This is a genomic window from Curvibacter microcysteis (genome assembly GCF_028649455.1).
GTDB classification, from domain to species: domain Bacteria; phylum Pseudomonadota; class Gammaproteobacteria; order Burkholderiales; family Burkholderiaceae_C; genus Curvibacter; species Curvibacter microcysteis.
The window spans coordinates 373593-392244 of the sequence record NZ_JAQSIO010000004.1; the positions used below are offsets into that span (position 1 = coordinate 373593).

Sequence of the window (18652 nt, forward strand, 5' to 3'; positions counted from 1 at the left end):
TCTGTTCACTGCGAACGACGCAAGAGAAAGCGAGAAGGAAAGACACGTTGGCGGCGCCCGGCCTCGGCCCGGGGCGCCGCCCAGCCCGATCAGGGCTGGTACTTCCAGGTGCCGCCTTCGACCTTGACCATCACGCGGCCGCGTTGGTCCAGGCCCAGGTGGTCGGTCGGCGACAGGTTGAAGATGCCGTGCGCGCCTGGCAGCTCCTTGACGGTTTCCAGCGCGTCACGCAGCGCATTGCGGAAGGCCGGCGTGCCCGGCTGAGCCTTCTTGAGCGCCACCGGCACGGCGGCCGTCATCAAGAGGCCGGCGTCCCAGGCATGGGCGCCGAAGGTGGACACATTGCCCTTGCCAAAGGCGGCTTCATAAGCCGTCACATAGGCCATGGCCGACTTCTTGACCGGGTGATCGGCCGGCAGTTGCGCGGCCACCAGCACCGGGCCGGCGGGCAGGAAGGTGCCTTCCACGTCCTTTCCACCGACGCGCAGGAAGTCCGCGTTGGCCACGCCGTGGGTCTGGTACATCTTGCCGCCGAAGCCGCGCTCCTTGAGCGTCTTTTGCGGCAGCGCAGCCGGGGTGCCGGAGCCCGCCACCAGCACCGCGTCAGGCTTGGCCGACATGATCTTCAGCACCTGGCCGGTGACCGAGGTGTCGGTGCGCGAGTAGCGCTCATTGCTGACGATCTGGATCTTCTTGAGCTCGGCGGCCTTGGCGAATTCCTTGTACCAGCCTTCACCGTAGGCGTCCGAGAAGCCAATGAAGGCCACGGTCTTGACGCCCGAATTGGCCATGTGCTCGGCGATGGCGAGCGACATCATGATGTCGTTCTGCGGGGTCTTGAAGACCCAGCGCTTCTTGCCGCCGTCTTGCGGCTCGATGATCAGCGCCGAGGCGGCGATCGAGATCATCGGCGTCTGGGCTTCGGCCACGGCGTCGATCATGGCCAGCGAGTTGGGCGTGGTGGTCGAGCCCAGGATCACGTCGACCTTGTTCTCGGAGATCAGCTTGCGCGTGTTGCTGACGGCGGCGGTGGTGTCCGAGGCGTCGTCGAGCACGATGTAGTTCACCTTCTGGCCCGCGATGGTCTGCGGCATCAGGCTGATGGTGTTCTTCTCGGGAATGCCCAGCGAAGCCGCCGGCCCGGTGGCCGACAGGGTGACGCCGACGTTGATGTCGGCGTGGGCCAGCGCGCTGACCAGCAAGGCGGCCGCGAGGGCGATGGGTTTGAGCAGTTTCATGGTCTTGTCTCCTTCTGTGATGGATGGGTTGAAAGGCTGAAGCAGGGTCTTGCTGCCCGGTGTGCGTCAGCCCGCGGTGGTGGTGGTGTTGGGGGGAGGTTGAACAGCGCCCAAGCCCCCCAGGAACAGGTCGGCCACGATGGGGGCCATGGCATCGTAGTCCAGTTCCCCCTCGGGCTTCATCCAGGTAAACATCCAGTTGATCATGCCGAACAAGAGCATGGTCAGCGGCTTGCTCAGCTCGGCCTGGTGCAGCTCGCGGCGCAGGCCGCCCACGGCCCGTGCGAAGCCGTTGACCACGTCGCGTTCCTGGTTGAGCACGCGCTCGCGGTCGGCCTCTTCGAGGAACTTCACGTCCTCGGTCAGCACCCGGTGCGCGTCCTGCGCGTCGGCGTATTCCTCGACGATGCGTCGGATCAGTTCGCGCAGTTGGCGCTCGGGGGCCAGGCCCTCGGCCTCGACCTCGGTGACCAGGGCCTGCAGGCGCGAGACATGGCCTTCGGCAATGCTCACCAGCAGGCTGTATTTGTCGCGGTAGTAGTGGTAGAGCGTGGCCTTGGACAGGCCACAGGCCTCGGCCACCTGGTTCATGGAGGTCGATGGGTAGCCGCGGCGCGCAAACAGGTGCGCGGCGTGCGCCAGAATCAGTTCACGCTGGTCGTTGTAGCCAGCGGCGCGTCCTCGTCCCATCAGAGCATCCTCGACTTCGTCATCTCAGCGTTCATCGAACGATAGTACGACACGCGCGCTGAGCGGATGCGACTGGCAGGCCAGCACAAAGCCGGCTTCGACGTCGGCCTTGTCGAGGGCGAAATTGCGCTCCATGCGGACCTCGCCTTCGAGCACTTTGCAGCGGCAGGTGGCGCACACGCCAGAGGTGCAGGAGAAAGGCACCTCCAGCCCGGCGGCCGAGGCCGCATCCAGGATGCTGGGCTGCTCGCGGCGGAACTCGATCTCGCGGTGCAGGCCATCGCGGATGATGGTCACCCGGGCCTGCTCGGCATCGCCGGGGCGGGCCTCATGCTGCACCGCGCCGGCCGCCTTGGCGCCGGCGCCGGCCTGGGCCACGCCAAAGCGCTCGATGTGCACGCGCTCGGCCGGCACGCCCGCGGCGCTCAGGGCGGCTTCGGCCTCGTCGTTCATCTGGAAGGGGCCGCACACATAGACGTGGTCGATGTGGGCGGGCGCGAGCACCTGGCCCAAGAAGGTGCCCAGCTTGGTGCTGTCCAGCCGGCCCGCGTACAGCGGCGCGTCGACGTGCTCCTGGGTGAACACATGGTGCAGGGCCAGGCGGGCCATGTAGCGGTTCTTAAGGTCCTCGATCTCTTCCTTGAACATGGTCGAGGCCGGGGTGCGGTTGCTGTAGATCAGCGTGAAGCGGCTGTGCGGCTCACGCGCCAGCACGGTCTTCATGATGGACAGGATGGGCGTGATGCCGCTGCCGCCCGCGATGCCCACATGGTGGCGCCGCGCAGCCGGCTCGATGGGCACAAAAAAGCGGCCTTGCGGCGCCATCACCTGCAGGCTGTCGCCCACCTTGAGCTGCTGGTGCAGCCAGGTGGAAAAGGCCCCGCCGTCCACGCGGCGCACCGCCACACGCAGCTCGGCGTCGTCCACCCCGGCGCAGATCGAGTAGGAGCGGCGCAGGTCCTGGCCGTCCACCGTGGCGCGCAGCGTCAGGTACTGGCCCTGGGTGAAGCCGAACACCGCGCGCAGCGCTTCAGGCACGGCAAAAGAGACGATCAGGGAGTCGGCCGTGTCGGCCTCCAGGGCCTGCACCGTCAGGGAGTGGAAAAGTACGCTCATGAAAGGCTCGCTTGAATCTTGTCGTTGTGAAGGGGCGGCGTCACCGGGCGGGTCAAATCGGCTTGAAGTGTTCAAAGGGTTCGCGGCAGCTCAGGCAGCGGTACAAGGCCTTGCACGCGGTGGAGCCAAAGGCGCTCAGGCGCTCGGTCTGGGCACTGCCGCAACGCGGGCACGCCAGGCGCCGACCCGAAGGCGTGCGCCCCACGAAGTGCATGGGCACGCCCTCGTTCAAGTCCACCGGGCCCGGGGGTGCGATGCCGTAGTCCAGCAGCTTTTGCCGGCCTTCGGCGCTGATCCAGTCGGTGCTCCAGGCCGGGGCGCGGCGCAGCGTCACGCGCGCCGGGCCGAAGCCTGCCGCGGCCACCGCCTCGAGCACGTTGCGCTCGATCAGCTCGGTGGCGGGGCAGCCCGAGTAGGTGGGGGTGAGCACGATCTCCAGCCCGTCCTCGTGGGCCAGCACCTCGCGCACCAGGCCGAGGTCGACCACCGACAGCGCCGGCACCTCGGGGTCGAGCACGGTGCCCAGCACCTGCCACACCGGGGCCAGCGCGCCGCTGGTGGGGACCACCGCCGCCTGGTTCATCACCACACGCCCCCGGGGTAAGCCCGTTGCAGGTGCTGCATCTCGGCCAGGATGAAACCCATGTGCTCGGAGTGCACCCCCCGGCGACCGGTGCTGCGGTAGGCCGAATCGGCCGGGGCTGACAGCTGCGCAGCGGCCAACAAGGCGTCCATGTCGGCACGCCAGTCGGCTTGCAGCTCGGACCAGCGCGGACCCAGCCCGCTGGCGGCGGCGGCCTGGTCCACGGCGTCGTCTTCAAACCATTCGGGGGTGTAGCGCCACAGCTGGGCCAGCGCGTCGCGCAGGCGGCGCGCCGATTCCTCGGTACCGTCGCCCAGGCGCACCACCCAGTCGGCCGCGTGCTGCTGGTGGTAGCGCGCTTCCTTGACGGCCTTGCCTGCGATGGCGGCCAGTTCGGCGTCGCTGGAGGCCGACAGGCGCTGCCACATCAGCTTCAAAAAGGTGGCGACCATGGCGTTGCGCAGCACGGTGAAGGCGAAGTCGCCGCGCGGCAGCTCGACCAGGGTCGGGTTCAGGTAGTCGCGCTCTTCGCGCAGAAAGGCCAGCTGGTCTTCGTCATGGCCCAGGCCGCTGATCTGGCCGGCATGGGTCAGCAAGGCGCGCGACTGGCCTATCAGGTCCAGCGACATGTTGGTCAGCGCGATGTCCTCTTCGAGGATGGGCGCGTGGCCGCACCACTCGGCCACGCGCTGGCCCAGGATCAGGCAGGTGTCGGCCAGGCGCAGCACGTACTGGGTGGCCGCGTCGCGGCCCGGTTGGATGGAGGCTTGCATGGGGGACGACCTCACATGTGGTCCACGGACTCGGGCAACTGATAGAAGGTGGGGTGGCGGTACACCTTGTCTTCCATCGGGTCGAAGTACATGCCCTTGTCACCGGGGTCGCTGGCCACGATCTGGTTGGACGGCACGACCCACAGGCTGGTGCCTTCCTGGCGGCGGGTGTAGACATCGCGCGCCAGTTGGATGGCCATCTTGGCATCGGCTGCGTGCAGGCTGCCGCAATGCTTGTGGTCCAGGCCGGCCTTGGTGCGGACAAACACTTCCCACAGAGGCCATTCGTTTTGCGTCGTCATGAGGTTCTTCTTTCTTGCGTTCGGTTGCAGGGGCGGGCCTCAGGCGGCCTGCTGCTGGGGGGCTTGCTTGGCGGCGTGGGCCAGGGCGGCTTCGCGCACCCAGGCGCCGTCTTCCCAGGCCTTGACGCGGGCGCCCAGGCGCTCTTGGTTGCAGGGGCCGTCGCCGCCGACCACGCGCCAGAACTCGCTCCAGTCGATGGCGCCAAAGTCGTGGTGTTGGCGCTCTTCGTTCCACTTCAGGTCGGGGTCGGGCAGGGTCACGCCCAGCACCTTGGCCTGCTCGACCGTGGCGTCGACGAACTTCTGGCGCAGCTCGTCGTTGCTGACGCGCTTGATGCCCCAGCGCATGGACTGGGCACTGTTGGGCGACTGGTCGTCGGGCGGGCCGAACATCATCAGGCAAGGCCACCACCAGCGGTTGACCGAGTCCTGCACCATGGCGCGCTGCGCCTCGGTGCCTTGCTGCATCATGGTCAGCAAGGCCTCATAGCCCTGGCGCTGGTGAAAGCTTTCTTCGCGGCAGATGCGGATCATGGCGCGGGCATACGGAGCGTAAGAGCAGCGGCAGATCGGCACCTGGTTCATGATGGCCGCGCCATCGACCAGCCAGCCGATGGTGCCCATGTCGGCCCAGTTCAGCGTGGGGTAGTTGAAGATCGAGCTGTACTTGGCCCGCCCGGTGTGCAGCGCGTCCAGCAGCTGGTCGCGCGAGGTGCCCAGGGTCTCGGCGGCCGCGTACAGGTACAGGCCGTGGCCGCCCTCGTCCTGCACCTTGGCCAGCAAAATGGCCTTGCGCTTGAGCGTGGGCGCGCGCGTGATCCAGTTGCCTTCGGGCAGCATGCCGACGATCTCGGAGTGGGCGTGCTGGCTGATCTGGCGCACCAGGGTCTTGCGGTAATGCTCGGGCATCCAGTCCTTGGCTTCGATGAAGTCACCTTCGTCGATGCGGGCCTCGAAGCGCTCTTCGAGCAAGGCCTCTTCGGCCGAGCGGATGACCTTCTTGCCGTCGCCCGGCTCGCGGGCCATGGTGTCCATTGCTTGGGTGTACATGGGGTGTCCTAAAGGGTGGGTTCTGGCCTCAGCGGGGGCGGGAGTCGATCACGCGGCGGGCCTTGCCGGTGAGCGTGCGTTCAATCGAATCAGGGCGCAGCACCTGCACCCGGGTGCTGATGCCGACCAGGGTCTTGATGCGGTGCTGCAACCAGCCCGCGATCTCCTGCACCTGGGCGTCGCTCAGGGCGGCGGCGGCGGGTTGCAACTCGACCCGCACTTCGACCTGGTCGAGCTTGTCGTCGCGCTGCACCAGGATTTGGTACTGGCCCGACAGGCTGGCGTGCTGCAGCACGATCTCTTCGATCTGGGTCGGGAACACGTTGACGCCCCGGATGATCAGCATGTCGTCGCTGCGGCCCACGATCTTGCCCATGCGGCGGAAGGCGCGCGAGGTGGGCGGCAGCAAGCGGGTCAGGTCGCGGGTGCGGTAGCGGATGATGGGCAGGGCTTCCTTGCTCAGCGAGGTGAAGACCAGTTCGCCCTCCGAGCCGTCGGGCAGCACCTCGCCGGTCAAGGGGTCGATGATTTCGGGGTAAAAATGGTCTTCCCAGATCACCGGGCCGTCCTTGCTTTCCACGCACTCGCTGGCCACGCCCGGGCCCATCACCTCGGACAGGCCATAGATGTCCACCGCATCCATGCCGGCCTTGGCTTCGATGTCGCGGCGCATGGCCTCGGTCCAGGGCTCGGCGCCGAAGATGCCCACCTCCAGCGAACTGGCCGCCGGGTCCAGGCCCTGGCGCACGAACTCTTCAATGATCACCTGCATGTAGCTGGGCGTGACCATGATGATCTTGGGCTTGAAGTCGGTGATCAGCTGCACCTGCTTCTCGGTCTGGCCGCCCGACATGGGGATCACGGTGCAGCCCAGGCGCTCGGCGCCGTAGTGCGCGCCCAGGCCGCCGGTGAACAGGCCGTAGCCGTAGGACACGTGGATCATGTCGCCGCGGCGCCCCCCGGCCGCGCGGATGGAGCGCGCCACCAGGTCGGCCCAGGTGCTGATGTCCTTGGCGGTGTAACCCACCACCGTGGGCTTGCCCGTGGTGCCCGACGAGGCATGGATGCGCACCACCTGATCGCGCGGCACGGCAAACAGGCCGAAGGGGTAGTTGTCGCGCAGGTCTTTCTTGACCGTGAACGGGAATTTGGCCAGGTCGCTGAGCTGCTTCAGGTCGCTCGGGTGCACGCCCTGGGCATCGAAGGCCTGGCGGTAGTGCGGCACGTGGTCGTAGGCGTTTTGCAGGGTGGCGCGCAGGCGCGTGAGTTGCAGGGCAGCGATCTCGTCGCGGCTGGCGGTCTCGATCGGATCGAGTTCGCCGGGGGCGGGGGTCTTGACGGTCATGGGTGGGGTCTCCTGATGCTTCAGCCGGCCACAGCCGGCTTGCCTTTGAGGGTGTAGGAACGCCCACGGAACACCGCGATGCGCTCGCCCTTCTGGTTACTGACTTCGACGTCGTAGACGCCGGTGCGCCCGGCCTTGGACACCTCGCTGGCGCGCGCGGTCAGCACGTCGCCCGCGCGCGCCGGGGCCATGAAGTCCACGCTGAAGCCCGAGGCCACGGTCAGCTCGTTGTACGAGTTGCAGGCGAAGGCGAAGGCCGAATCGGCCAGCGTGGAAATCAAGCCGCCGTGGCAGGTCTTGTGGCCATTGAGCATGTCCTCGCGCACGGCCATGCTGAGCACGGCACCGCCCGGGGTCACGGCCTGGATCTGCATGCCCAAGCCCAGGGTCACGTTGTCGTTGGCCAGCATGCCCACGCGCACCAGGTCGGCGGTTGCTTGGGGGCTCAGCGAAGAGGGGGTATCGGTCATGGCGACAGGCTCCAGACTCAGCGGTCGGTGAACACCGGGGCACGGCGCGCGCCAAAGGCGGCCACCCCTTCTTGGTAGTCGTGTGCGGCGCCCAACTGGCTTTGCAGCTGCGCCTCCAGCGTCAGGGCCTGGTCCAGCGACAGGGCTTGGGCCTGGTCCATGGCCCGGCGTGTGGCGACCAGGGCGCGCGCCGGCTGGGCGGCCAGGCGGGAGGCCAGGGCCAGCGCTTCGGCGGCCAGGGCCTCGTCGTCCACGCAACGCCAGATCAAGCCCATGGACTCGGCCTCGGCCGCGCCCAGCTTGTCGCCCAGCAGGGCCAGGCCCAGGGCCTTACCCCGGCCGACCAGGCGCGGCAGCAACCAGGTGCCGCCGGTGTCGGGCACCAGGCCGATCTTGCTGAAGGCCTGGATGAAGCTGGCCGATCGGGCCGCCAGCACCAGGTCGCAGTTCAGCGCCAGGTTGGCGCCGGCCCCGGCGGCCACGCCATTGACGGCGGCCACCACGGGCACCGGCAAGCTGCGCAGGCGCTGCACCAGCGGGCGGTAGAAGCGGTCGATGACCTGGCCCAGGTCCTTGGGCGCGGCGCCCGGGGTGGCGTCGGGCGCCACGCTGGGGTCGGCCAGGTCTTGCCCGGCGCAAAAGCCCCGCCCGGCCCCGGTCAGCACCACGCAGCGCACGCTGGCGTCGGCCGCCACGGCGTCGAGTGCCGCCAGCAGCTGGGCGTGCATCTCGGTGGTGAAGCTGTTCAGGGCCTGTGGCCGGTTCAGCGTCAGGGTCCGGACCGCGCCGTCTTGGCGGGTCAGGATCAGGGCGTCGCTCATCGTGTCTCCTTGGGGGACCCTGCCCGCCGAAGCAGGCTCGGCAGGGATGGGTCGGGTTTCGGTCTATATTTGACCGTCCAGTCGGTCGATAATACTATCGAGACTTCTGCTGACGCAAGTCAAAGCCCCCAGTGAAAACCCTTGAGTGCGTGCGCGCTCAACCCCCAAAACCCAGGAGACCTGTTCATGCCCTGTTACGCCATCGACGGTGTGGTGCCCGTGATCCACCCCAGCGCCCATGTTCACCCCACGGCCGTGCTGATCGGCGACGTGGTGGTGGGACCGGGCTGCTATGTCGGGCCCTGCGCCTGCCTGCGCGGCGACTTTGGCCGCATCGTGCTGCACGCCGGCGCCAATGTGCAGGACACCTGCGTGATCCACGGCTTTCCGAACCAGGACACGGTGGTCGAGGAAAACGGCCACATCGGCCACGGCGCGGTGCTGCACAGCTGCGTGGTGCGGCGCGACGCCCTGGTGGGCATGAATGCGGTGGTGATGGACGAGGCCGAGGTGGGCGAGCAGGCCATCGTCGCGGCCAGTGCCTTTGTGCCGGCGGGCACGCGCGTGCCCCCGCGCACGCTGATGGCGGGGGTGCCGGCCAAGGTGATCCGGCCGCTGCGCGAGGAAGAAATCGCCTGGAAGCTCGAAGGCACGCGCACCTACCAGGCGCTGACGCGGCGCTGCCAGGCCTCGCTGGTGGAGGTGCAGCCGCTCAGTGCGGAAGAGGCCGACCGCCCTCGCCTGCCCACGGCCGAGGTGCAGTCGCTGATCGCCACCAAGCGGGCTGAGTCCAAGCTCGCCTGAGGCGGCTCAAGCGGATCAGCTCGCGGCGGGCTGGAAGTGGGCCAGGGCCCAATCCACGAAAGCGGTCAGCGCCGGGGTTTCCGCCAGGTCGCCCGCCAAGGCCAGGCTCAGCGACTCGCTCACGGCCGGCGCCTCAGGCAGCACGGTGACCAGGCGACCGGCGGCCAGGTCCTCGGCCACCAGGGCCGTGGGCAGCACGGTGATGCCGGCGCCGCCCAGGGCCAGGGCGTGCAGGGCCAGGGCATTGTTGCTTTGCAGGCGGATGGCCGGGGCCAGGGCGCTGTCCGCGCCCTCTTGGGCCTCGGCCTCGGCCGCTTCGGCGGCGCCTTCGGGCCAGGCCGGGGCGCTGTGGTCGGGGGCGTCCCAGTCGGGCTCATCTTCCAGCACCGGGTCCAGCTCGTCCGGGTCGGCGCGGTCTTCGGCATCCCAATCGGGGGCCCAGCGCGCGTCCGGCTCGGGGGCCGGCTCGGCCTCGGGCAGGGGGGCGATGAAACCCAGGCAACGGTGGCGCACCAGCTCCTCGGCGCGCTCCGGCGTGCCGTGGCGCTCCAGGTAGGCGGGCGCGGCGACCAGGCTCAAGGCCTGCTCACCCAAAGGCAGGCCCTGGGCGTGGTCCGACAGCAGCGGGCCGAGGTGGAACACCGCGTCAAAACCATCGGCGCGGGGGTCCACGGCGCGGTCGTCCAGCACCAGTTCAACCTGCACCTGGGGGTAATCGGCCAAAAACGCTGCCAGGGCTGGGGCCAGTTGGCGCTGGCCAAAGAACACCGGCGCGTGCACGCGCACGGCGCCCGCCGCCTGCTGCCCGGTCTCCTGGGCCTGGGTTTCAGCGCCGCGCATCAACTCCAAGATGCTGCGGCACTGCTGGTGGTATTGCAGCCCAGCGCCGGTCAGGCGTTGCCAGGGGCCCACGCGCTCGAACAGGCGAGCGCCCAGTTGGTCTTCCAACTGCTGGATCTGTTTGCCGATCAAGGCGGTCGGGAGCTCGAGCGCCCGTGCGGCCGCCGCCATGCTGCCGGTTTCCACCGTGGCAACAAAGACGGCCATGCTCTGAAATCGGTCCATCATCAAAATTTACATCGTGTTCGCAAAGGCAGCGATGGTAGGCGATTTGCAGGGCCTCACCGGCGCAGCGGGGTCGCCCACGGGAAAACCCGCCTCAACGCAAAGCGGCGGCCGGGGCTTGGGTCGGGCCCCCAGGTGGGTCCACACCCGCCCGCACGCCCGCGCCGCGCACCTCCAAAGTGATCTCGTGCAGCAGCTGGCCGCGCGCGTCGCTGAGCTGCACCCGATGCCGCCCGGGCCAGGGCAACCAGCGCCATTCACCGCCCCGCGCCACCGCCCGCCCATCGAGCCGCCACTGCAGGCCCGCCGAGGCCCGCGCCGCCGCCGACCCCCGCGCCGATCCCGCTGGCCAGCTGCTGGCGCGGAACAGCACCCGCTGGTGCTGGGGCGGGATGTCCGGGTCCAGCGCCAGCACCGTGCCCTCGGCGGGCTCGGCAATGCGGGCGCTGAGCCGGCCCTCGACCTGGGCGGCGGGCTCGGTGACGGCAAACCTGGTTTGCTCGGTGCCCTGCAGAAACCACTCCCGGCGCGGCGCCTCGGGCCACTGGCCGGCGGCCTGGGCGCGCTCGGGCAGGGCAAAACGCACCTCCGTGCTGACCAGGCCGGGCGGCGGGGCCGGAGCACGGCTGGGCTCGTGGGCATGCAAAAAACCCATCACCTCGGCCCAGACCGGGGCGGCACCCGAGGTGCCGCTGACCTCGCGCATGGCCTGGCCGCGCGCATTGCCCACCCACACGCCCACGGTGTAGCGGGCCGACCAGCCCAGCGCCCAGTTGTCGCGCATGTCCTTGCTGGTGCCGGTCTTGACCGCGCTCCAAAAGCGCGTGGCCAGCACGCTGTCGCTGCCAAAGGTGCGGCCGCGCGCCTGCGCGTCGCTGAGCATGTCGCCCACCAGCCAGGCCGCGCGCGGGTCCAGCACCACCGGGCCGGGCGCGCGCGCGGGCGTCCCCGGGCCGGGAAGCTGCCACACCGGTTCGCTGAAGCGCCCGCCATTGGCCAGCACCCGGTAGGCATTGGTCAGGCGCAGCAGGGGCACTTCGGCACTGCCCAGGGCCAAGCTGTAGCCAAAGTAGTCGCCGCTTTCACGCAGCGGCAGGCCCAGGCGCAGCAGTTGGCGGTGAAAGGCGTCCGGCGTGACCTGGGTCAGGGTGCGCACCGCCGGCACATTCAGCGAGGCCGCCAGCGCGGTGCGCACCGAGACCCAGCCCTTGAAGCGGTGGTCGTAGTTCTGCGGGATGTACAGGCCGCTGGCGGTGGGCAGTTGGGCGGCCGAGTCATCGATCAGCGACGCCGCCGTCAGGCGCTTTTCCGCCAGGGCCTGGGCGTACAGAAAGGGTTTGAGGGTGGAGCCGGGTTGGCGCGGCGCCAGCACGGCGTCGACCTCGCTGGCCCGGCTCAAATCCCCCGACGAGCCCACCCAGGCCAGCACCTCGCCGCTGGCGTTGTCCAGCACCAGCACCGCGCCGTCCTCGACCTGGCGACCGGCCAGCTCACGCAGTTGGCGCTGCAGGCTTTGCACGGCAAAGCGCTGCACCGGCGCGGACAGCGGGGTTTTGAGCGCCACCAGAGCGCGCCCGCCCTGGGACTGCTGGCGCAGGGCCAGGCGGGCAAAGTGTGGCGCCAGGCCCCGGCTGGGCTCCAGCGCGGGGCGCTGCAAGGCGGCGCCGACCCACAGGTCCAAGGCCTGGCAGTCGGGCGCGGCCCGGCCCGGGTCCCCCAGGCGTTGCAGCTCGGTCAGCACACCGCAGGCACGGCGCACCAGCACGGGCAAGCGGGCGTTGGGCGCGCGCAGCAAGGCCACGGCGACCGCGGCTTCGCGCTCGTCCAGGCCGTGGGCGGCCTTGCCAAACAGGCTGCGCGAGAGCGCGTCCAGCCCCACCAGCTCGCCCCGGAAGGGCACCAGGTTGAGGTAGGCCTCCAGGATCTGGTCTTTGCGCCAGTGCCGCTCCAGCACCTGGGCGGCCACCGTCTGGCCCAGCTTCTGGACCACGCTGCGCCCACCGGGCCCGGCGCGCCAGTCGCCGTCGAGCAGGCCGGCCAACTGCATGGTCAGGGTGGAGGCGCCACGCGTGCGGCTGTTCCACAGGTTGCCCCAGGCGGCCGCTGACACCGCCTGCCAGTCCACCCCGCTGTGTTCGTAAAACCGCCGGTCCTCGCTGAGCAGCAAGGCCAGGCGCAGGGCGGGCGAGACCTGGTCCAGCGTCAGCCAGTCGCCACGCCGGGCGCTGGGGTCGGTGCGCACGGTGTGCAGCAGCTCGCCGTGGCGGTCCAGCACCTGGGTGTCGCTGGGGCGGTGGGCGCGCCGCACCTCGTCGTAAGACGGCAAGGCTTGCGCCGCCACGGCAGCGCCCAGCAGGCCCAGCGCCAGCAGCAGGGCCCGCAGGCGGCGCGCGGCCGGCCAGCGACGCGTCAAGCGCTTCATGGCGCGGGCAGGACCTGCAGGCGCGCGTTGGGCAGCGCGCCAAAGACCTCGGGCGCGTACATGGCCTCGGCGCGGGTGGGCGGCAGGCCAAAGTCGCCGACGTTGTTCAGGCGCACGGTGTACTCCACCCGGGTCAGGCCCTTGGGCAGGAACTCGTAGTAGCTGCGGAAGGCCTCGAAGCTGCGCTCCTCGAAGGCCGGCCAGGCCACACCGCTGCGCTTTTCGCCCTGGGTGGCCAGGGCCGAGTCCCGGCCCAGCCCGCTGCCCAGCACGGTCGCGCCCGCTGGCACCGGGTCGCTGAGCACGACCCAGCTCATGTCGGCGCTGGCCTGCAGCTCCAGGCTGATGCGCAGCACATCGCCGCGCGTGTAGCGGCCTTTGACCGCCTGCTCCAGCGGCTGGATGGTCTTGCGCAATTGGTAGCCCGCGTTGACCGCCTCCTTGAGGGGCACGGCGGCCAGCGACTGCAGCGTCAGCCAGGGCTTGCCCGTGCCCTGGTGGTTGACCTGCAGCTCGCGCGGACCGGCCTCGGCCGGCCAAGGCAGCAGCACCGTGTTGTGGCGCCAGGCCTCGGGCGCGGCCGGGGCGCCCAGGGTGCTGGCGCGCTGGGGCGCACCGCCCGCATCGCCGGGCTGGACCCGGCTCACCCGGGCCCAGTCCACGGCCCCGCTGGTCGCGCCCAGGCTGGCGCGGGTGCTGCCGGTGACCGGCGTGCGCTCGAAGCGGGCCGAGAACTTGTCCAGGGCCAGCACGCCCCAGAAGTTGGCCGTGGTGGTGCTCCAGGCGCCACGCTGCTGGCGGCCCAGAAAACCCTTGGCCAGGCGCGGCAGATCGTCCTGCCAGGCGGGCTCGTCGAGCACCGCCAGCAGCCAACGGGCGGTGTTGACGTCGGCGTTTTGCATCAGCCACCACCAGCCGTCTTCGGCCTCGGTGTTGAAGCCGACCCGGCTGCCCTGGTAGACCAGGCGCGCCTGCAGGATTTGCGTGGCCTCGGCCAGGCGCTGGGTGCGCTGCGGCCAGTCGGTCTGGCGCTTGAGCAGCCAGTACCAGTCGATCACGCTGTGCGTGGGCCACTGCTGCGGCGTCAGGCTCAGGCTGGTGATCAGGCGCGCGGGCACGGGGCCGTAGCGCGACATCGCCTCCAGCGCCGCGAGCTTGCGCGCGTCCAGGTCGGGGCGTGGGCTCCACCCCTGGCGGCTGATGCGGCCTTCGACAAATGCGCTCAGGCCGCGCAGCAAGGCGGTGCGCAGGGGCTCGCTCAGGGCCAGCGCCGGGTCCAGGCTGGCGGCTTCGTGGCTGGCGGCCAGCAAGTAGGCGCTGAGCACATCGCTGCCACGGCTGGCTTCGCCCTCGCGCGGCGGGAAGTAGCTGGCCAGGCCGTCGGCGTCCAGGTAGCCCGGCATCTGGTTCAGCAAGGCCTGCCAGCGGCGCACATCGTGCAGGCCCAGGGCACGGCTGCTTTGCTGCTCCAGGCAGGCATAGGGGTAGGCAGCCCACCAGTCCCGCACGCCGGGCAGGCCTTCGGCCAGGCGCGGTTGCAGCGCCAGCTTGACGCCGCCGCGCCCGGCGAGGCTCTGGGCAGGCGCCTGCACAGCGAGCTGGAAGGGCCCATCCAGCTGCACCAGGCTGGCCTGCTGCACGGTGACCGGCACGGCAGGCAGCACGCGTTGCTGCACCTTGAGCGCGTCGCGCGCGCCGCTCAGGGTGTCGCGCGCCTCCAGCTCCCACAGCAGGGACTCGAAGCGGCTCAGGGCCAGCGCGGCCGGGGTGGTGACGGTCCAGGCCAGTTCGCGCGCTTCGCCGGGCGGGATGTCCACCGTCTGCGGCGCCAGGGTCAGCAACGTGGCACGCGGGCTGAGTTGCACCTTCATGGCCTGGGCCGTGGTGTTGCGCAGGGTGAATTGGGCACGGAACTGGTCGTCCTCGCGCACCAGGGGCGGCAGGCCGCTGATGAGCTGCAGGTCCTGCGTGGTGCGCAGGCTGGCCGTGCCGGTGCCAAACAGGCCGGCGCCCGAATCGGCCACAGCCGCCACGGTGAAGGTGCTCAGCGCGTCGTTCAGTGGCACCGTCACACTGGCCTGGCCCTGGGCGTTCAGGGTGACCCGGGGATTCCACAGCAGCAAGGTGTCGAGCAACTCGCGCGTGGCGCCCCGCCCGCCCCCGCCGCCGGCGGGCACGGCCTTGCGACCGTAGTGGCGCCGGCCAATGATTTCCATCTGCGCGGTGGCGGTTTCCACGCCCCAGGCGCGGCGCTGCAGCATGGCGTCCAGCAGGTTCCAGCTGCGGTTGGGGCTGAGCTCCAGCAGGGCCTGATCCACCACGGCCAGGGCCACCTCGGCCCCGGCGGCGGGGCGACCGTCGGGCAAGGTGGCGCTGATCTGCACGCGGGCCTGGCCGCGCACCGGGTAGCTGGCGCGGTCAGGGCTGACCTTGACCTCCAGCCGGTGCGCCTGGGTGCCGACGCGGATCTCGGCCAGGCCCAGGCGGTAAGCGGGCTTGCTCAGGTCCACCAGGGCGGTGGGGGCCTGGTACTCGCGCCCTTCGTGCCAGAAGGCGGTCCACCACTCGCGCGGCGCCTTGTAGCCCCAGGTGAAGAGGCTGTACCAGGGCACTTCGCGCAGGCGCCCGCGCAGGGCCAGCACGCTGACGTAGACATTGGGTCCCCAGTCGGGCCGCACCTTGAGGCTGACGGTCGGGTCGCGGCCCTGCAGCGTCACCACCTCGGTGTGGAGGATGCCTTCGCGCTCCACCGCCACCAGGGCGGTGGCGTAGCGGAAGGGCATGCGCACCTGAAAGCGGGCCGTGTCGCCCGCTTGGTAGCTGCGCTTTTCGGGCAGCACGTCGATGCGGTCGTGGTTGTCCCCACCAAACCACAGCTCGCCCTGCTGGGTGATCCAAACCGAGCCCGCCGCCTGGGCCACCTGGCCCTGGGCGTCCTTGGCGCGCACGATCAGCTCCACCTCGCCGGACTCTTTGACCGTGGTCTCGCAGACCAGCAGGCCCTGGGCGCCGCTGCGACCGCTGCACACCGTGCCCAGGTCGCGCGTGTCGGACTGGTTGTCGTAGGTGTAGAAACCGCCCACCATGCGCTTGCGGCTGCTGCTGGTGCGGCGCGCCACGGCGCGCACCTCCAGCGCCACACCGGCCTGCGGCTGGCCACGCAGGTCCAGGGCCAGGGCCTGAAAGCGCAGGCTTTGCTGGCTGGCCGCCCAGCCCTCGGTCTTGAGCCCGGCGATCACCGCCGCCGGCCACAGCGGGGTCACGCTGCGCAGGGTTTGCAGCTCGCCGTTGGGGTCGGCGTAGCTGGCCTCGATCAGCAGGTCCTGCGCCTGCTCGCTGCGCGGCAGCTCGGGCAGGGCCACGCGGCCCGAGCCCTGCCGGTCCAGGGTGAGGGCGATCTTGTCGGCCACCAGGCGCTGGTCCTGCACGGCCTGGGCGTCTTCTTCGTCGCCGCCGTTGGCCGAGCCCGCACCGCGCTGGCGCGGCGGGTTGAAGCTGTAGTCCTCGTAGTCGGCAAAACTGAGGGCGCGCGGGCGCAGCGCGGCGGACACCCGCACCGGCCACTGCGCCGCCGGCCCGCCGGACACGTAGTTGAGCTGCATCTGCGCCGTGACCTGGCGGCTGCTGAGCAAGGCCTCGGGCTTGAGCGGGCCAATGCGGCCCTCGAACACGGGCAGGCGGAAGGCCTCGACACGGAATTCACCGGTCTCGCGCCCGTCCAGCATCAGGCTGTAGCGCCCCAGCTTGGCGGCGCCGGGCACGCTGAACTGGCTTTCGGCGCTGAAGCCGCCGCTGGCCGTCTTGCGCCAACTCAGCGGCAGGGTGAACTGCTGGCCGCTGCCGTCGTGGGTGATGGTCAGTTGGGCCGGGCCTTGGGCGGGCTGGGCCAGGCCTTGGCGGGTTTCCAGGCGCAGGTAGTGCTTCATGGACACGGTCTCGCCGGCGCGCAGCAGGGGGCGGTCGAGCACGGTGTGGGCACGCTGGTCGGCCTGGGCCTCGCGGCTGGTGGGCACGTTGAAGCGCCAGGACTCGATGCCCCGGGTCCAGTCGCTCCAGGTGAAGGCCAGGTCCTCGACCCCGTCAGCGCCACGCGCGCGGGCGCTGACGAAATAGGCCTGGCGGTAGTCCTCTTCGCCGCCGGGCCCGCCCAGGCTGGCGCAAGCCGGCGGCTGCACCGGCACCTGCGCCAACACCACCAGGCCCTGGGCATTGGTCTGGCCCGAGGCCACCTCGCGCCCCTGGCAGTCGGACACCCGCACCTGGGCGCCGGCCACCACCGCGCCCTTGTCCAGGGTGGTGACCCAGGCCAGCGCGTTGTCTCGGCCCAGCTTGAAATGCACGCCCAGGTTGGTGACCAAGGCGGTGGTCCGCACGAACATCGCGCGCTGTGCACCATAGGCCGGGTCCAGCAACGCGGCGCCCAGGGTGGGCGAGGCGATCTCCAGCACATGGAAACCCGGTGTCAGCGGAATGCCCACCACCTCGAAGGGGCGCGGGTCGGTCGAGGCGGGCTGGGGCAGGTCCAGCGCGCGGGCCCCGCCCAGCCCTTGCAGCAGGGAGACGCTGCGCGACTCCACCTGGTCGGCCAGGTCCGCCTGCGGGGGCTTGGGCAGGGGGCCGCTGAGCAGGCGCTGGGCCGTCTTGCGCGGCACCAAGAAGGCGTCCAGGGCCTGCACCTTGCGCTGCCAAGCGATGATGTCCGCGTCGCTGCGGGGCTGCAGGTCCTTGACGCGGCCTGGGCTCAGGGCCTGCACGCGCAAGGCGGGCTCGACCTGGCGCAGGGTGACGGGCAGCAGCGGCGGCTGACCGGGCTCGGCCAGGCGCTCGACGATGCCAAAAGGCGAGGCGGCAAACTTGGCCAGCGGCGGCAGGGGCCCGGTGGCCACCGCCAGCGGAAAGGTGGCGGCATTGGACAGCGGCCGCCCGGACACATCGGACAAGCTGGCCGGCAGGCTCAGCCGGTAGCGACTGCGCTCAGGGAATGGCGGGTCAAAACGCAGCTCGGTGACCTGGCCGTCGCGGTCTTCGCCGTGGCGCTCCAGCCGCGGCTTGAGGGCGCCCGAGTCCCCTTCCAGGCGCACCGCCTCGGCCACGCGGCGCGCCACCGGGGCGTTGAAGCGCAGGCTCAGCGGGCGCAGCGGCAGGCAGGCGGCCTGGGCGTTTTCGCGCTCGCAACTGAAGCTGGCGCTGAAAGCTTCGCGCACTTGGTAGCGGTAGCGCTTTTCGGTTTTGCTGCGCACACCACCCGGGCTGCTCAGGCCCGCTTGGACCACCAACTCGACCTGGGCCGACGAGGCCAGGCGCCGCTGGCAGGCCAGGGTGAGGTAGCGCTGGGGCTCTGCGGCGGCGGCCCGCACCAGGCCCCGGCTTTTCAGCAGCGCCTGGCGCTGGGCCTCGTCCAGCAGGCGCACGGGCACGCGCTCACCCAGGCCTTCCACCGCGCAGCCCACCTGGGCCAGCACGCTGGCCGGCGTGGCCGGGCTGTCCAGGTGCAGCAGGAAGACCTGCTCCTCGTCGATGCGCTCCTCGGTCGGTGGGAACACATCCAGCACAAAAGGACCGCCGGTGTTGAAGCGGTAGGTGACCGAGGCGCCCAGCGCGTCGCCCTGCAGGCCTTTGAAGCCGGCCTTGGTTTGCACCATGCAGGTCTGGCCTGGCGGCACGCGCTGTTCGAAGTCATGAACCCATTCCCGGGCATTGAGCCAGCGCCCGCTGCCCTGCGCGGCCGCCGCATCCTGGCAGCTGACGCTGGCCGGCGCCGGGGCCTGGGGCTGGCCTTCGGCCACGGCGGGGCGATCGAACTGAAGGCGCACCTGCCGCACCTCGCCCACCTCGCCTTGCGGGCTGGCCTTGCTGATCTGCAGGGCCTGGGCGGGGCTGGCACCCAGCAAACAGGCGCCCAGCGCCCATGGCACCCACCTGGCCAGACCTTTGAGCTGTTTGGACTTCGTCACCTTGGGCTCCTCCTGAGCC

Annotated in this window: 14 protein-coding genes; 1 reads left to right on the forward strand and 13 read right to left on the reverse strand. The window is 70.4% G+C overall.

Annotated elements, in window-relative coordinates; genetic code table 11:
• Positions 1 to 89: 89 nt before the first annotated feature.
• The 10 genes from PSQ39_RS13250 to paaG form a co-directional block, all read right to left on the reverse strand.
• Positions 90 to 1238 (reverse strand): ABC transporter substrate-binding protein, encoded by a 1149-nt coding sequence (locus PSQ39_RS13250; RefSeq protein WP_273927283.1) that lies wholly within the window; start codon positions 1236 to 1238, stop codon positions 90 to 92.
• Between the two features lie 66 nt (positions 1239 to 1304).
• Complete coding sequence (locus PSQ39_RS13255; RefSeq protein WP_273927284.1) at positions 1305 to 1928, reverse strand: TetR/AcrR family transcriptional regulator; 624 nt, start codon at positions 1926 to 1928, stop codon at positions 1305 to 1307.
• Between the two features lie 24 nt (positions 1929 to 1952).
• On the reverse strand, positions 1953 to 3044 hold the full coding sequence (gene paaE / locus PSQ39_RS13260; protein ID WP_273927285.1) for a 1,2-phenylacetyl-CoA epoxidase subunit PaaE: 1092 nt from the start codon (positions 3042 to 3044) through the stop codon (positions 1953 to 1955).
• 52 nt (positions 3045 to 3096) lie between these two features.
• The gene (gene paaD / locus PSQ39_RS13265; protein WP_273927286.1) at positions 3097 to 3627 is read right to left on the reverse strand and encodes a 1,2-phenylacetyl-CoA epoxidase subunit PaaD; all 531 of its coding nucleotides are present in this window, start codon (positions 3625 to 3627) and stop codon (positions 3097 to 3099) included.
• Positions 3627 to 4400 carry a 1,2-phenylacetyl-CoA epoxidase subunit PaaC gene (paaC, locus tag PSQ39_RS13270; RefSeq protein ID WP_273927287.1) on the reverse strand — a complete coding sequence of 258 codons (774 nt, stop codon included), beginning with the start codon at positions 4398 to 4400 and terminating at the stop codon, positions 3627 to 3629. The genes paaD and paaC overlap by 1 nt, the downstream gene beginning before the upstream one ends.
• 11 nt (positions 4401 to 4411) lie before the next feature.
• On the reverse strand, positions 4412 to 4702 hold the full coding sequence (gene paaB / locus PSQ39_RS13275) for a 1,2-phenylacetyl-CoA epoxidase subunit PaaB (RefSeq protein WP_273927288.1): 291 nt from the start codon (positions 4700 to 4702) through the stop codon (positions 4412 to 4414).
• Between the two features lie 39 nt (positions 4703 to 4741).
• A complete protein-coding gene (gene paaA, locus PSQ39_RS13280) occupies positions 4742 to 5752 on the reverse strand; it encodes a 1,2-phenylacetyl-CoA epoxidase subunit PaaA (RefSeq protein ID WP_273927289.1) in 1011 nt (336 codons plus the stop codon).
• Positions 5753 to 5780: 28 nt separating this feature from the next.
• Positions 5781 to 7097, reverse strand: a complete 1317-nt coding sequence (gene paaK / locus PSQ39_RS13285; protein ID WP_273927290.1) for a phenylacetate--CoA ligase PaaK — start codon at positions 7095 to 7097, stop codon at positions 5781 to 5783.
• A 20-nt stretch (positions 7098 to 7117) separates the two neighbouring features.
• Positions 7118 to 7567, reverse strand: coding sequence for a hydroxyphenylacetyl-CoA thioesterase PaaI (gene paaI, locus PSQ39_RS13290; RefSeq protein WP_273927291.1), 450 nt, complete (start codon positions 7565 to 7567; stop codon positions 7118 to 7120).
• Positions 7568 to 7584: 17 nt separating this feature from the next.
• Entirely contained in the window at positions 7585 to 8388 is an 804-nt protein-coding gene (paaG, locus tag PSQ39_RS13295; RefSeq protein WP_273927292.1) for a 2-(1,2-epoxy-1,2-dihydrophenyl)acetyl-CoA isomerase PaaG, read from the reverse strand.
• 186 nt (positions 8389 to 8574) lie between these two features.
• Between paaG and PSQ39_RS13300 the strand changes: the two genes are divergently transcribed.
• Entirely contained in the window at positions 8575 to 9192 is a 618-nt protein-coding gene (locus PSQ39_RS13300) for a phenylacetic acid degradation protein PaaY (RefSeq protein ID WP_273927293.1), read from the forward strand.
• A 15-nt stretch (positions 9193 to 9207) separates the two neighbouring features.
• Here the strand turns inward: PSQ39_RS13300 and PSQ39_RS13305 are convergent, their stop codons facing one another.
• The 3 genes from PSQ39_RS13305 to PSQ39_RS13315 form a co-directional block, all read right to left on the reverse strand.
• Complete coding sequence (locus PSQ39_RS13305) at positions 9208 to 10239, reverse strand: LysR family transcriptional regulator (RefSeq protein WP_273927294.1); 1032 nt, start codon at positions 10237 to 10239, stop codon at positions 9208 to 9210.
• A gap of 112 nt (positions 10240 to 10351) precedes the next feature.
• Positions 10352 to 12679, reverse strand: coding sequence for a penicillin-binding protein 1C (gene pbpC, locus PSQ39_RS13310; protein ID WP_273927295.1), 2328 nt, complete (start codon positions 12677 to 12679; stop codon positions 10352 to 10354).
• The gene (locus PSQ39_RS13315; RefSeq protein WP_409242032.1) at positions 12676 to 18633 is read right to left on the reverse strand and encodes an alpha-2-macroglobulin family protein; all 5958 of its coding nucleotides are present in this window, start codon (positions 18631 to 18633) and stop codon (positions 12676 to 12678) included. The genes pbpC and PSQ39_RS13315 overlap by 4 nt, the downstream gene beginning before the upstream one ends.
• Positions 18634 to 18652: the final 19 nt, after the last annotated feature.